This is a genomic window from Psychrobacter sp. GP33 (genome assembly GCF_014119005.1).
Lineage (GTDB): Bacteria > Pseudomonadota > Gammaproteobacteria > Pseudomonadales > Moraxellaceae > Psychrobacter.
The window spans coordinates 1-15,342 of the sequence record NZ_JACGYX010000014.1; the positions used below are offsets into that span (position 1 = coordinate 1).

General features: G+C 38.2%; 14 protein-coding genes. 7 read left to right on the top strand and 7 right to left on the bottom strand.

Translation table 11 applies throughout. The features are described from left to right. The first annotated feature begins 469 nt into the window (after positions 1 to 469). On the top strand, positions 470 to 931 hold the full coding sequence (locus tag H2245_RS11620) for an acyltransferase (RefSeq protein ID WP_182407575.1): 462 nt from the start codon (positions 470 to 472) through the stop codon (positions 929 to 931). A 582-nt stretch (positions 932 to 1,513) separates the two neighbouring features. Here H2245_RS11620 and rluF read toward each other — a convergent pair. Continuing rightward, positions 1,514 to 2,503, bottom strand: coding sequence for a 23S rRNA pseudouridine(2604) synthase RluF (gene rluF / locus H2245_RS11625; protein WP_182407576.1), 990 nt, complete (start codon positions 2,501 to 2,503; stop codon positions 1,514 to 1,516). Positions 2,504 to 3,385: 882 nt separating this feature from the next. Continuing rightward, positions 3,386 to 3,967, bottom strand: coding sequence for a PepSY domain-containing protein (locus H2245_RS11630; RefSeq protein WP_182407577.1), 582 nt, complete (start codon positions 3,965 to 3,967; stop codon positions 3,386 to 3,388). 137 nt (positions 3,968 to 4,104) lie between these two features. On the opposite strand from H2245_RS11630, the gene H2245_RS11635 reads away from it, so the two are divergent. Then, positions 4,105 to 4,260: a DUF305 domain-containing protein gene (locus H2245_RS11635; RefSeq protein WP_182407578.1), complete on the top strand. Its 156-nt coding sequence runs from the start codon at positions 4,105 to 4,107 to the stop codon at positions 4,258 to 4,260. 1,433 nt (positions 4,261 to 5,693) lie between these two features. Here H2245_RS11635 and H2245_RS11640 read toward each other — a convergent pair. Beyond that, positions 5,694 to 6,395, bottom strand: a complete 702-nt coding sequence (locus H2245_RS11640; RefSeq protein ID WP_182407579.1) for a GntR family transcriptional regulator — start codon at positions 6,393 to 6,395, stop codon at positions 5,694 to 5,696. Between the two features lie 151 nt (positions 6,396 to 6,546). On the opposite strand from H2245_RS11640, the gene H2245_RS11645 reads away from it, so the two are divergent. Then, positions 6,547 to 7,239 (top strand): aspartate/glutamate racemase family protein, encoded by a 693-nt coding sequence (locus H2245_RS11645; RefSeq protein WP_182407580.1) that lies wholly within the window; start codon positions 6,547 to 6,549, stop codon positions 7,237 to 7,239. Positions 7,240 to 7,290: 51 nt separating this feature from the next. Further along, positions 7,291 to 8,697: an NCS1 family transporter gene (locus H2245_RS11650; protein ID WP_182407581.1), complete on the top strand. Its 1,407-nt coding sequence runs from the start codon at positions 7,291 to 7,293 to the stop codon at positions 8,695 to 8,697. Positions 8,698 to 8,798: 101 nt separating this feature from the next. Here the strand turns inward: H2245_RS11650 and H2245_RS11655 are convergent, their stop codons facing one another. Both H2245_RS11655 and H2245_RS11660 read right to left on the bottom strand, forming a co-directional pair. Beyond that, positions 8,799 to 9,146 carry a hypothetical protein gene (locus tag H2245_RS11655; protein ID WP_182407582.1) on the bottom strand — a complete coding sequence of 116 codons (348 nt, stop codon included), beginning with the start codon at positions 9,144 to 9,146 and terminating at the stop codon, positions 8,799 to 8,801. Positions 9,147 to 9,553: 407 nt separating this feature from the next. Beyond that, positions 9,554 to 10,018, bottom strand: coding sequence for a hypothetical protein (locus tag H2245_RS11660; RefSeq protein ID WP_182407583.1), 465 nt, complete (start codon positions 10,016 to 10,018; stop codon positions 9,554 to 9,556). Between the two features lie 389 nt (positions 10,019 to 10,407). Between H2245_RS11660 and H2245_RS11665 the strand changes: the two genes are divergently transcribed. Next, entirely contained in the window at positions 10,408 to 10,953 is a 546-nt protein-coding gene (locus tag H2245_RS11665; RefSeq protein WP_182407584.1) for a rhodanese-like domain-containing protein, read from the top strand. Between the two features lie 381 nt (positions 10,954 to 11,334). On the opposite strand, the gene H2245_RS11670 is transcribed toward H2245_RS11665, so the two are convergent. After that, positions 11,335 to 11,673, bottom strand: coding sequence for a hypothetical protein (locus H2245_RS11670; protein ID WP_182407585.1), 339 nt, complete (start codon positions 11,671 to 11,673; stop codon positions 11,335 to 11,337). Positions 11,674 to 12,455: 782 nt separating this feature from the next. Here H2245_RS11670 and H2245_RS11675 point away from each other — a divergent pair. After that, entirely contained in the window at positions 12,456 to 13,496 is a 1,041-nt protein-coding gene (locus tag H2245_RS11675) for a hypothetical protein (protein WP_182407586.1), read from the top strand. A 188-nt stretch (positions 13,497 to 13,684) separates the two neighbouring features. Beyond that, on the top strand, positions 13,685 to 14,119 hold the full coding sequence (locus H2245_RS11680) for an MgtC/SapB family protein (RefSeq protein WP_182407587.1): 435 nt from the start codon (positions 13,685 to 13,687) through the stop codon (positions 14,117 to 14,119). A gap of 766 nt (positions 14,120 to 14,885) precedes the next feature. On the opposite strand, the gene H2245_RS11685 is transcribed toward H2245_RS11680, so the two are convergent. Then, positions 14,886 to 15,110, bottom strand: coding sequence for a hypothetical protein (locus H2245_RS11685; RefSeq protein ID WP_182407588.1), 225 nt, complete (start codon positions 15,108 to 15,110; stop codon positions 14,886 to 14,888). Positions 15,111 to 15,342: the final 232 nt, after the last annotated feature.

Consider the following 15,342-nt stretch of genomic DNA (forward strand, 5'->3'; position numbering starts at 1 on the left):
CTTTTGATAGAGTGTTTAAAGTGATTCTAGCGCGTCAGTCTGTTTTAGATAGCCTGTGATCTTGATTATTGGTTTTGATAGATGATTTATCTAGGGTATACCAATGTTAGACCAATGAAAGTAGCAGCGACTAGGTATAGCTCGAAGTGCGAATTGAGCGCAATAAAAATGTACAATATTTGCACGACTAAAAATTCGGTTATCTGAGCCAGTGCGATCAGACGCGACAGTTAAATATGTTACTAACACAATGACAGATACTGCAAGGAAACAATAAAAAAAACTAGGAATACAGCTAATAAATCTATACTTCTATAGCGCACTAATCACGATCAGATAGTACCAATACCTATACAAAAACATCAAATAAAAAACAAAAGTCTAAATTAGCATGCTGTAAAATGGCGTAGGTTAGATAGACCTCACATTGGATTTTTTTAAATTATTAGCTTTTATAGGAAGTGAGGTTATGAGTTTTATTCATACATTAGCAGATGTAGCACCTTGTGAAATAGGCGAAGGAACACGGGTTTGGCAATTTGTAGTCATTCTTAAAGGCGCAAAAATCGGTCAGGGTTGCAATATTTGCGCGCATACATTAATCGAAAGTGATGTGATTATTGGCAATAATGTAACTGTAAAATCTGGTGCACACATTTGGGATGGCGCACGTATTGAAGATGATGTATTTATTGGTCCAAATGTTACTTTTACCAATGATCTGATGCCACGCTCTAAACAGTACCCTGATGTTTTTTTAGGCATTACATTAAAAAAAGGCTGCAGTATTGGTGGGAATGTAACGTTGCTCCCAGGAATTACTATTGGCGAAAAAGCTATGGTTGGCGCTGGTGCAGTTGTCACTAAAGATGTGCCGGATTATGCCGTTGTTGTCGGTAATCCAGCGAAGATTATTAGATATATGAAATGAGCGAGGTCACTAATGTAAATCAGTTATATATGGTCTCACTAAAGCTTGGTGTGAAGAGCTTCATAACCTACTCATGGGTGCTGTGGAACTTAGCCCCCCCCAAAAAAGATGGTGATTGTTTAAAAAACAGGGGTGAAAACGTCAGTCGCCTTGCAAGGTTGAGGTGTATTTCAAAGAAAGAAATTAGCAGCACTTAAATTGCAATGGTTACGGCTACCAGTTTGGTTCCTTAAGCAGGAAACAAGCTAGAAAAAGTGACATTTCGGACAAGTAAATCTACTTGTCAAAAACGACTCAATGTAAGACAAAAACAAGTCAAAGATACTTCGAGTTAAGCTCAAGATGTACACCGAATAAACCTATGACTAGGCTATACCAATATTATACTGACAACATATCGGACAGGTGAGCCCCTATTTTTGACCAGACATAATAGCCATAAGTTGTTAAAAGTGTTATTAAATGAGTATCAAAATTAATAACAAACACCGTAAACACTTGGTCTATAGCTGACAGGTCGATGCCTTTACAGGGAACCAGACAGAATTTAAAGTGTAGTGGCATCATTAACTTGGACAGTTGCTAAGACCGCTTAGAACCTCGACCTTTTGTAGGGCGCTTGCCATTCGCAGCAGGTTTGCCCTTACCTCCAGATTTCTTGCCATCACTAAAAGGACGCCAATTTTTACCTTTAGAACCTGCTGGTTTTTTAGCGCCATCTTGGGAATGTTTAGCATTGCCCTTCGCTGCACCCGCTGGTTTTGAAGATGCTTTTGCTTTTGATGAATCATCAGTACGAGGCTTTTTTCGGGGCACATTACGAGATTTCTTAGCCGAAGAATTGTCTTCTGAAGAAGAATCTTCTATAGATTTAAGTAAAACAGACAACTCTTTTTCTGTTAAATCTCGCCAATCTCCAACGGGAATACCCTTAAGATTCACATTCATAATTCGCGTACGCTCAAGCTTGACGACTTCATAGCCAAAATGCTCACACATACGGCGAATTTGGCGGTTCAAACCCTGCACTAGCGTGATGTTAAACACATTAGGTGCTACCTTAGTAACCGGGCACTTTTTCGTCATCTTCCCTAAAATAGGTACGCCACCAGCCAAACCCTCAATAAAATTATCCGTTATCGGCTTATTCACCGTCACCGCATAATCTTTCTCGTGGTTATTACCAGCACGTAACACCTTATTAACCAGATCGCCATTACTGGTCAAAAAGATCAAACCCTGAGAGTCTTTATCCAAACGGCCAATCGGAAAAATACGTACGCTATGCCTAACAAAATCAACAATGTTATTTTTCTCAGAGCTTTCCGTAGTGCTCACAATACCGACTGGCTTATTCAACACAATAAAAACAAAGTCATCAACTTCTTTTGGCTCAATGAGCTGCCCGTTGACTTTCACCGTATCTCCGGCAACCACTTGTGCACCCACCGCAGCACGTTTACCATTGAGGTATACATTGCCTTGCTCAATAAAGCGGTCAGCATCTCTACGAGAGCAAATACCGCTTTCGCTGATGTATTTATTTAAACGAGTCGAGGAAGTGTTAAACATAAAGCACCCTTTTTACCTAATAAAAAGCCTTTCTTACTAAGAAAAAAGCCTAAATTGAATGAATCATCAACAACGAGATGACTGACATTATATAGGAAACTCAGTGCCCATTTTAGGAGAGATGGGCAACAAAATAAATATACATCCAGAATCGTATAAATCGGGATGGCGTCGAAAGAGCTTCTTTATGATGTCAAAGATTCAAAAAAACTTATACAAATTGAAAACCGTAGGACGGATAAATGAAGCCAATCTTTAATCAAAAAGACGGCAATGAAAGCTCTGCTTTGATTTTCTAGTGTAAGTGAGTGAGCCTATCCCACATTCTATGTCACTACCTTCTAAACTAAAAATAGCTGCTGATAAAATCATCAAGCACAACTAGAAAACAGACATGCATATCAATTTTAGAACTACTAAACGTGATGAAAATCTCAGTAATCTATAAAGACACCATCAAATATTGGCGTCTCGTATTTGATAGGAATGACCGGCCTGCCTGTTTCATTTATATAGCCACATCTATGGTCATCGCTTTACTTATTTTAGAAGGCTTGTAGCCCCGCTAGCGATTAGTGTAAAACCAATAGTGTTGTAAAGCTTAACTCTAGGATTAGGGGTGATTTTTTATTACTTTGATTTGTTGATTATACCTATCAAGTCGATTGAATGGACTCAGTCCTATAGGGAGGACTTGAACTCTAAACGCCATCCAAAAAAACAAGCAGTCGTTGATACCTTGTTTTACGATGGTATCGACGACTGCTTTTGGCTAAGGTTGAGAATGCAGGTTAAGCGCGATCATCAATGAAATGATGGCTTTGGTAGTCTCCTCAGTAGAGACGACTAGCTGGCGATTAAACCTTAAAGCACTAAATATTTTTAATCATCATCTTCTACATCAACCTGACTGCTTAAGACTTTGCCAGTATTGGCATCTATGCTGACGTCATATATCTGATTGCCTTTAACAACTTCGATGTCATAAACAGACTGACCTTTTTCTAGCTCAAACTTAGCACTGATTACTTTACCATTCACACTTTGTGCGGCTGTTTGCATGGCACTGGTAAGGGTAACTTTGGCTTGCTTCATAGCACTGTATTCAGCCATGTCTTTTCTATCTAGTTTCTCTTGCTCAGTCTTGAGGACTTTACCGGTATTAGCATCAATCTTCACTTCATATGAAGTGCCGTTTCCCACAAATTCGACTTCATATTTGCTAGTCGCGTCATCATCGTCATAATCAAACTCTGCACTGACCAGATCGCCTTTAGCGTTTTGTTTGGCGATGTTGATTGCCTGCGTTAGGCTGATTTTACTTTGCATGGCACTAACCGCTTCATTTGAGCTGTTCACAGCTTTGGTATTGGCAACAGGCGCTGCGATAGCGGTTGCGCCTACACCTACTACAACAGTGAGAGCAACGAGCATTGATTTGGTTAACATTGATAAGTTTTTCATAAGATTTATCCTTGATATGGAGTCAATTGCTGACATTTCGTTTAAGATTTTCGTCAGTAATCTTATTGGTATAAATCTATAATACGGGAGAGAACATAGGAGAAACTTAGCGCAAATTAATAATTGATAGTGGACCAATGACCGATATGTTTAAAGACTATACGGGCGCTATGACTGTCATGCATGATGAGATAATGATTGGTATGACTGATAACGACCCTGACACCACATTTGCTCAAGGGATGCTTAGTCACCATATCGGTGCGGTAGAGATGGCTGAAATACGGCACTGATACAGAGATGCACAGCAGTCTGAAATTGAGCAAATGAACAACTGGATTGCAGTGAATAAGGGATAGATAGAGAAGTCATAAATCGTAACTCTGAAATATTAAGAAGCCGCCCTCTGGGCTAGAGGGCGGCTTCTTTAATCATGGATGATAATATAAAAGGCAACCAGCTATAAGGTCTATTATTTTTCAGCGCATTGGCAACATTTTGAACACATATCACATTTATCACAAATTGAATGACAGGTGCAGCCACATTTTTTACAGGTACAGCTAGAGTTATAATATATGGTGGGTATCAATGAATTCAATTTATCTTTAGTGGTAAGTTTCATAATAAATCCTTATCTATGATAGGAAATTTAGTTTGGCAATAATTTAAAGAGTAATCAGGAACTCTATTTTTAATACACTGCAAAAGCTATGATTGTATCAGCGCTTTGGTAAATATGAGGTGAGTATGGTGTTTAATAAAAATATTTTAATAGGTTTGACGAGTGTGCTTTTAATATCCTGCTCATATTTCGAGAAGAATAAAGGCAAAATTATCATAAACAATGAAACCCCTTACCTTGTATCCAACGTAACTATCAAATATACAAGTTCCAAAAGGGTAGACAGAATAGGTGATTTACCAGCTAACTCTTCCTATAGTTACGCTATCCAATACACAAGTTATGAAGATTCAATATCTATTAACTATACTGATAATAATAAAACTTATTCTAAAAAAATAGTGCCATACGTTGCTTCATACGACAAAGAACGTTATACATTCAATATAAGATAAAACCTGTCCTTACAGCCTATACCTAAATGTAGGCAGTCTATTAAGCCACTAAACGCAACAAAAACGACTTTAAAGCTAGTTTCTAAATTCCTTTACCATAGGCACTGTTATAGGAAAATAGCGTAGTTTTTAGAGTTTTTTTCGCAAATTCGCACTAAACTTTGGTTACCTTGTCTAGTTAAAAATTCGTTTAAGTTATTAACGGTATACCAAATCGTACTATGTAAACGAGTCTTCTTGAACCAATTTACCCATTCAAGCGTGGCTGATTCAACATTATTAGCACCATTCCAGTTTCCCATTAGATATTCAATCACCTCAGACTTCTACATTTTATTGAAGCTCTCAACCAAGAGTTTGTTTTAGCTCTCTGCTTCCTTTTTCATAATCTTCAATGCTCACATCAAAGCTTTGAAATCGCACATTCACAGATGCATTTTGATCCATATGTTTTTTATTCCATGAACGTAGAGTTTTAGGGGAAATGACCTGTATAACAGACCATATGAAAGCATGGTCGCTTATCGCTTCCATAAGCAAGAGAAAGCACACTTTTTAGTCTAAAAAGTGTGCTTTCTCTTTTTACTAGGATGTGACGTTCCTAATAATATCAGGGTGAGGTAGTTACGCTCAGTCTAGGAAAGCATCAAGCGTTCAATTGTTCTGCTAAAGTAGCAAGAGGTTCAAGAGATCGCTCAAAATCAAGACTCGATTCTAGATGTTCCAAATGTTGATCAATTAATCGAATCAGTTGTTTTTCATCTCGTTCCTCAATCGCTTGCACAATACGCGAATGCTCATCTTCGGCACAGTTCGACGAGCCGAGCTTGTTATATAAGCCAATGATTAATGTAGTACGCAGTGTCAGCTCGCTCAAAAACTTCTCTAAAACTTGATTATCAGCAATAACAGCTAAATCCATATGAAACTTACGTGATAAGCGTAATTCAGCTGGTTTGTCTCCTTGCGCGCGTGCTTTGGCTTCAGCAGCTATTGTTGCTCGCATATCAACGATGTCTTGTGCGCAAGCATTCCTAATAACATTGCAGGCTACGATTCGTTCAATGGTACGGCGAGCTTCAAATACATCGCTTGCTTCTTTAGGAGAAGGTGTTGAAATAAACGCACCTCGGTTAGGTTGTAACTGGACAACATGCATAGTAGCGAGCGTAGAAAGTGCCCGTCTAACATTCGCTCTATTACAGTTAAATATTTCACTTAACGTTGTTTCTACTAACTTTGTGCCAGCAGGCAGCCGCTGCTCTGATACCGCAGCGGTGATTGAATTAATAATCATCTGTTCTGGTATTTCGTCAGTTTCAGTCTCTATATTTTTTATTTTCATCATGAGGGCGATTATAGTTCGCTAAACCATTCTTAACAAGAATTAATAAAAATATCTATTGTTTTGTTAACAAATTTAGTTAACAATGATTGTTAACATAAATTGTTAACAATCCTTTTGCTGTTATTAACTAAATAATTGATGGTGGTACTCTATGAATATTCTAGTGATAAACCCTAATTCAACGGCATCTATGACGGATAAGATCGTAGCAAGCGCACGTCAAAAGGCAAGTGCTGGCACTACCATTATTGGCGCTTCTGGAACCAATGCGCCTGCTTCTATCCAAGGACATTATGATGAAGCCATGTCTGTTCCAGGATTACTTGCGCGCTTAAAACAAGCCGAAAAGGAAGGTATCGATGGCGTAGTAGTCGCTTGTTTTGATGATCCTGGTATCGGAGCTTGTCGTGAGGTGTTTTCAGGTCCCGTTCTTGGGATTTGTGAAGCGGCAGTCAAAGCAGCAAGTATGATCTCGACCTCTTTTAGTGTCGTGACGACTTTACCCCGTTCTGTACCTGTGATTGAAGAGCTTATTCATGGTTATGGTTTGTCACATCGGTGTAGACGAGTACGCTCTGCTGCAATACCCGTACTAGCACTCGAAGAAGCTGGTTCAGGTGCTCGTGAAAAAGTCCGTGACGAAATTTTGCGGGCGGTTCATGAAGATAATTGTGAGGCTATCGTTTTAGGGTGCGCTGGTATGGCTGACCTGACAGAATGGTTGACAGAAGAGACGGGTGTACCTGTTATTGATGGGGTCACTGTCGCCACTCGCATGGTCGAAGCCTTAGTAAGCTGCGGACTAAAAACGAGTAAAATTGGAGCGTATGCGCTGCCAATTTAATATTAATAGACTTGTAACTCACTGAAAATATTTCCAAGGAAGGAGAGCGTAATGGATTACACAAAAGGTGGCGCAGCGACAGCAGAAGTAAAAACGATAGCTGTTGAAACGACAGGCGATGAAAGCCTTAAGCCAAATGGCCCAGAAGATAGAACCTTAGGTGCATTTGGCTATATGTCTTTGTGGGTCGGAGACGGTGTAAACATGGGTAATATGACACTTGGTGCGAGTGTTATCGTTGCAGGTATGGCAATATTGAATATTTGGCAGACCATCACAGCCGCATTAATTGCAATCGCCATTGTTTCTGCCTTCTTTACGTTAAACGACCGAGTAGGCTATAAATACGGTATTCCCTACGTGGCTCACTTAAGAGCATCATTTGGCAAGAAAGGAACGTTGCTCTCTTCACTGCTCCGTGCAGTGCCTGCTGTGATTTGGTACGGTGTTCAAAGCTGGATTGGCGGCACCGCATTAAATGAAGTGTTTAAAATACTGTCGAGTGGCGCTTTTGATAATGTATTTGTCGGATTCATCATTCTTTTAGTGGCGCAAATATTGCTTTCAATGAAAGGCTTTCATAGCATTAAAATGGTTGAGTCGGTGGCATCTGTGGTGCTGATGGGTATCGTCATTACCGTATTTATCATATTGATGAAAGATCACAGTGCAGCCATTTCAACTTCTTGGATTAATGCCGAAGGTACATGGGGAATCGCGTTCTTTGCCTACATTATGGTGTTTCTTGGTAACTATGCGGCTATCTTTTTAAGTGCAGCAGACTATTCACGTGAGCTGAAAACAGGCTACACGGACAGAAAAAGAGGGCTTTTTTACTTTGTGCCCATTATCGTTTCTTATGGCTCGGTGATCGTTGTAGGCGCCATGCTTGCAAGTGCGACAGGTTTTACGAATCCAGCACTAGGACTACCAGCATTATTCGATAACGTTTATATGCAGTTATTCATCTCTATCTTTATTGTGTTTGGTGCCATTGCCACCAATATGGTAGCAAACATTGTTACACCAGCTTATGTGATTCAACTATTTACGAAACTGAACTACAAAGCTTCAGTTACAATTACCGGACTGCTTGCAATGGGATCATTCCCGTGGCTATTAGTGCAGGATGATAATGCAAAAGGACTGGATACGTTTGTTCATGTCTACTCAGCTTTTCTTGGACCGTTAATTGCGATTCTGCTTGTTGACTTCTACTTTATGAGAAAACAGCATATCGATATCGAAGAGTTATACAAAAAAGATGGAAGCTTTGATGGTGTGAACCCTTCAGCCCTACTGGCACTTGGTATCGGTACAGCGGCAGCATTTGTATTCGTTGACCTTGCTTGGCTGATCGGATTAATCGTTGCCGGTATTGCTTATCCGATTATTACGAAAACAATGTTTAAAGGCTCTAGATTCAAAAGAGGCACTATTTTTGAAAAAGGAATTTAACAATATAAAAGAGCAGTAAAATCGGTGGATTTCTGCTCTTTCTATACTAAATAGTCAACCTGTTTCGTTAAACGAACCAAGCTGAAAAAATCATATCTGTTTCATACTAACTTTTCTAAAAGTAGCTCTGTCCTATTAATTGAATCTGGCTCAAAACTGAGGTTGTTAGGAAACTCTTCGCAAATGACTTTAATCTGTTCATTTTGAAAGCAGATATAACCAATCCAATAATCTATGTATTGCGCCCATTCTAAAAAAATTATTCCTGTTAGCAGACATACATCTTTTATTAAATCAGATCTTTTATTAAATAAATACTCTGATTTATTCAAGTCTACATCAACTAGACAAGTATGTTTAATAGTTTGGATCATATCTACTTTTAGCGTGGCAATACCTGAATTTACTATTAAAAATCTCACATGACGTACATTACCAAGTACAACCATAATCCCCTAAATAGCTTGATCTATTAGCGTGCAAAGCTCACAGACTGATGTTCAAGTCCTCACTAAGGAACCGAACTTATTCAATCAGTTTAGCAATTACCAACTCATTAAATTATGTCGGTGCGCTATACAGGCATCGAACACACCTCCACAACCGACGTTTAATATTCGTTAATAGTTATAGGTATTTGATGACGAGTGCAATGACCAAATAAGAACTAGTGATGCTTTATTTGACCGGAAATTAAGCCCATTAGGGCATACCCGTCTTATCTCGGCATCTATTCAAACCAAAAAAAGCCATTTTATATTAAAAATATAAAATGGCTTTTTTTTGGTTTGAACTTGTATAGCAGGCGTACTTAATAAGAGTGAACCATTGATTGAAAATCCAATAGCTTTAATCATTAAAAGCTGACTATTTTCGTATCTCTACTAATCATGAGTTTAGCAACTGCTACTGGGTCTGCTGCTGTCACACCATCAATGAGTGCAGATTGGTCGAGTCCTTTACCTGGTAAGTAAATGGCACAAACCTCAACTTTGGTGTTGGTCTTTTCCATCACTGTTTTCATCAAGCCTTGTGCGCTCATATTCATGAGCGGTTGACCGGCAGTCACGCTATTAGGCGCATCACGCAATGCCATATCACCCGCTGCACCACAAAGCAGTACGTTAGTTTTTGCCCCTTGCTGCGCTGATTGCATCGTGAGCACCATTGACATTAGCTGCACTTGCGCATCACCTGAGGTGACAATCACTAATAAAGGCGGCACTGAGGGCTTGATATGACGAGTTTCTTCAGCGGAGGCAGAACCAACGGCTAAAAATGTAGTCATCGCGGTAAGTGCAGTTAAAAGAATCCGTTTCATATTTTCTCTCATTTTTTTCTAAATTATTTGCTGTTACGTTTAGACATATGGTGAATAACGACTGAAATTACTCTAATGACACTCATTCAAAAATCTTTATTTATGAAAATAAATTGATTTAGAAATCAATTTAAAAATATATATATTTATATAATATATATTAGCATAATAAAGTGCTACAGTGAGCCTATTATAATTATTCAATTATGAAATCAAAGTAAATAGGTGAGAAACTGTCAATATTAACGTAAGAATCATTAACGTTGTGATGACATCAAATCAAACAGAGCAGGACTTCGCAGCCCTAATATTGCTACTTTCAGTTAGACCATAATCTGCCCTCTAATCTTAATTATTATATTAGACAGGGTGATCCTAAAGAGGAAAAAATGAAAACTATTATATTGTCATTATTCATAATGCTCGGTTTGATTGCTCCTGCTATTGCGGAAGATGCCCTATCAGTAACTCCAGAGTCTGTTTGGAATCTCGTACAAAAAAATCCTGACCAGATGTTGTTTATCGATATCAGAGATCCTGTGGAAATTATGTTTATCGGGTCTACGGATGCTGTGGATATCAACATTCCCTTCAAATTGGTGGATCGCAAGCGGTTTAATGAAGATAAGGCTGTTTTTACAATGCAAAGCAATTCAAACTTTGCTAGCGACGTTGAGAAGGCTCTTAAGGCTAAAGGGCTTGGTAAAGACGCTCTGATAGTGACCATGTGTCGATCAGGCTCTGAACGTGGCAAGCCTAGCGCCGATTATCTGCTCACTCAAGGCTTTTCAAACGTGAAGTATATCGATCACGGTTTTCAAGGTAGTGCAGTAAAGAAAGGTGTCATGAAGGGATTTCGTACCATAAATGGGTGGCAAAACTCTAAACTGCCGTGGTCATCAAAGATTAATACAACTAAGATCAACAAACCCTAAGTTTTTCTAAGTGTTAAATTAAAACAGTTAGAGTTTCTCTTGTATATCTGATTATAGGTATATCCTAAAGACTAAAAACAAATAGCCTCACACCGCAGAAACCAGGGACGCCAGTTTGGTTCCTTATGTAGGATTAACACTAAATTAGTAAGCATAAAAAATCCCTAAAAAATTAGGGGTTTTATTTATTGCAAATCTACTTTTAGCTATCATTTCTTATCTTGTTAATATTTTTTAAGATATGAGTATTTCATCAGTTACCTTTACTAATTCAACAGGGAATGTTCCTTCAAAGCAACATTCCCTGTTGAAACAATCTTTACAGTAGCTTTTTAGTCTATATTTGTCGGAGTAGCCGAGTTAGGGTCATGGTCCAACCCTTCATGTAGGTACTTCTGATAACAGCTCTGTTCTTGATGTATCAACTTCATCTGATGGCAATGCTTTTAAGATTATTCTAGCTTCTGTGTCCATTGTTCCTTCTAGATCTATTGTTCCTTTTAAGTCTCTTGTTTCTTCTAAGACCCTTCTTTCTTCTAGGTCTATCGTTCCTTTAAAATCTCTTGGTTCTTCTAGGTCTATTGTTGCTTCTAAGATTATTCTAGCTTTTGTGTCTAATCTTCCTTCTAGATCTATTGTCCCTTTTAAGTCTCTTATTTCTTCTAAGACCCTTCTCTCTTCTAGGTTTATCGTTCCTTTAAAATCTCTTGGTTCTTTCATGGCTTGATCCCTTATTAGGGTAAACAACATAGTAATATTATCTATCTTTATTATTAAACAATAGTCTATAGACTTAAGGAAGTCTATAGACTATCAATATATATATTTATATAATAATGCTAGCATATATATTTTTATACTGGGTAAGTGCGTTTTTTCTCAACTCAAAACACCAAGTAGTTACTGACCGCATAGGAAAAAATAAAATTGGGGTGAATAGTTGCAAAATGATCTAAGTATCTGAACAGAAACGGCAGCAAGTTTTGCTTAGTAGCGACAGCCAAATGTTATTTTTTTTACATAGCAGCCAGTTAAGTTAAAAAAGCCTAAAATAACTTGAGCTACAGCCGATTGTTTACTTCCTACCATGCCGTCCACACTCAAAATATCACCTGATAATCTAGTCAAAATACTTCGAGCCAATCTATCGTTAGCCTAATCAATATTTATAGCTTTTATTCGAAATACTTGATAGATTTACACAATTTAAAACTAAGAGCAGTAATATCAAAACTTAGGTCATAGACGAGAAGCACATTTACTAATGTTTTCATTTTACTTGTTTAGTTAAATACTTAAGTCTCCTTAAATTTATATTATTCTTATAAATACTTAACTTCCCCTTTACACGATCTTCTCATATATCTACCCAATAGCAATATCAACGTGATGTTTAATCCCTTATCATCAGTGTGTGTTTGAGGATTTTATTCACAATGCACCTTATAAAAACAATATGTGACTTAAGACAAAATACACGGACGATCTCATAAGGAACAACTATGTCACCTACCTACTCATCGCAGCGCCGTCCATCTTGGCGCGGTATATTCGCCGGTCTTGTCATGGGACTAATAGTGGTGATGGCAATGATCGCCCTTGCCTTAATTCTAAGCTCTTTTTTACCTTTTGATTTAAAAGGCACCAGTATTGCTGCTGGTATTTACGCTGCAGTTACTTCAATAGTGAGTGCATTTGTAGCCGGTTATTTCGCGATTAAATTTTCAGCGCCTGAAGCTTTGTTTGGTGATGGGACCGATATTGATCCAAAGGACGCTAGCTTAACGGGTATGCTTACTGCTGCCTTAATCGTATTGCTAACTACATTTTTTGCTATGAGTAGTGCTACTAGCATTCTAGCAACAGCAGGTAACGCTGTAGGATCTACGGTTAGTGCTGTTGCTAAAACAGCAGCTACGACAGCTACTATCGGTGCAACTGCTGCTGGAGCAGCATCACAAAGTGAAGGTGTGCAACAAAAGGCACAGGAAGTTTACCAGCGTGTATCAGGTGACATTAGTGAAGAAGATATACAAGCAATGGTTGCCAAAAACACCCAGAACTTAAATCAACAACAAATCGCTGCTACTAGTAGTGTCATAAAAGATATGTTTTCTCAAACTAAGAGCCAAGTTAGCAACATGGATTTCACTGACCTGAATACATGGCGCAATATTGACGTATATGCAAAACAGCGTATGGAAGCTATTGAAAAAATGCTAAAAGGCCCTGAACTTATTACTCGCTTGGAACGAGAAGGGCTAACTGAAGCACAAGCAATACAAGTACGTACAGAGGTTCAACAGTCATTTAATGAATATAAAATGAAAACTGAGCAGTATATTGCAGAAGCAAAACAAACTGCAGAGCAAAAAATGCAACAAGCTGAAAATGTAGCACGTAAGACCGCTTTGTATACTGGTCTTTTTTGGTTGATCAGTGCTCTCCTAACTTTTGTCGCTAGTATGGTTGGTGCTAAAAACGCAGCAGCCACTTACCGTTTGGCTAAACCTATTATTACTTGGGGCGACAACGTTAAATAGAGGTTGAAATCTATTTGTTTTATATTGAGTCATTCTTAATAATATCCAATAAAAAGCCCAATCATCTAGATTGGGCTTTTTAGTTTATTTGCTTAAAATTTTTCGCATCCACCACAAATTACTCAGGATTTTTGCGATTCATTTCAGTAGCAACTTCTCAAACCTACCTAACAGAGAGTAAATAAGCTATGTTCCAATTTAATTTGAGCTTAGAGGTATTGGCATACCAACTTTTTCAATTAGGAATTGCTTTCATACTATCTCTACCAATAGCATTTAATCGTGAGATGAAAAAACATGGGGCGGGACTTAGAACCTTTCCATTAGTGACTATTGCATCATGTGCATTCATGATGGTCGGTATTAATACCTATCAAGAATCAGCTATTGAGGCGAGGGTAATGTACGGTATTATTACTGGTATGGGTTTTATTGGGGGTGGTGCAATTTTTAAAAGCGAAGACGGTGTTAGAGGGACTGCAACGGCGGCTAGTTTATGGAATACTGCAGCCATCGGCATTTCTGTGGCTTATGAGAACTATGAGACAGCGATTATATTGTCTGTTGTCAGTTTTCTAATACTTAATTTCTCAAAACCATTTAAAGTGGAAGGTAAGTTATAGCCTCAGTATTTACAACGTTCCTTATTTTTAAATACGTTCTATACTAATAACTGAATCATGAGCTGGCAGCTTGAATCTACAATTAAAGATTTTCAGATAATAAAAATCAACTGTAATTAGCACAGCATATACCTTAATTACTAGAATGAAACTCGCGTTCAAACTCTAGACGTTCTTCAAGAGCTTTGCGTCTATTTTCAGTATGAGCAGTCTCGCAACTTATACCGATATTAGACCGCCACCAGTAGCAGCAACTAGGTATAGTTTTGTATAGGTCAAAGTGCGAATTGGTACAAACAGAACGCAAAGAAAATGCACGATATTTGCGCGTGTGCAAGCAGACAAGGCGATACAGTCACCAATGGTGATCGGACAATACATAGCCCAAATCTAGGTGTTAATAACTTCACACCCTATTCACTCAGTCACCTAAAAATCAGGACACCCACAGATTGTGATTGTTCCAAAACACACGCCAAAACGTGAGTGACTTTCACATAATGCGGTATATCCTAAAGAAAAAAATCTGAACCCATTGATTTCACTTGGGCTACGTCTGAATGTTCACTTCCTTACTTACCGATCAAACAAGGAAAGTAGCGACTTTCGGGACAATAGAACGCCTATTTTTGATCAAACATAACAGTCACAAGTTGTTAAAAATACTGTTAAAGAAATATTGGAATGAGCAAGAAATACCGTAAACACTGGACTTACAGCCGACAGTTCGATGCCTCTACAGCGCACCAATCAGGATTTAAACCATTTATTTATTATTCAAAATTCCATCAAACAAACATCTAGGGTCTAACTTAGCAAATATCAAATACTGTACTATTATTAGAAAGATAGCCCAACCAAAAAAGCCGCCTATAGTGCCCATTACCATATCAAAAGAACCATCAAAAAGATTCACAACGGCAACAATAAGAGCGAGTGCAGCACTTAAAACCCAAATCACTTGTAGCAATCTAATTATAAAAGATTTCAAAATTAATCCCTAAACTATATTCCAGTCAAAAAGCGACTATACCAGTAACCTTAGGAAAACAGCCATAATAAAAATGATTGTTGGTATTATTGTTGGTATAGAGCAAAGTTAAAATCAAGAAAGCCCGAAAACACTTGGTCTACGTCTGCAAGTTTACTTCCTACAGTGCCGCCTAAACTCAAAATACCGCCTGATTCCATAGTCAAAACACTTCGAAAAAAACTATCATTGC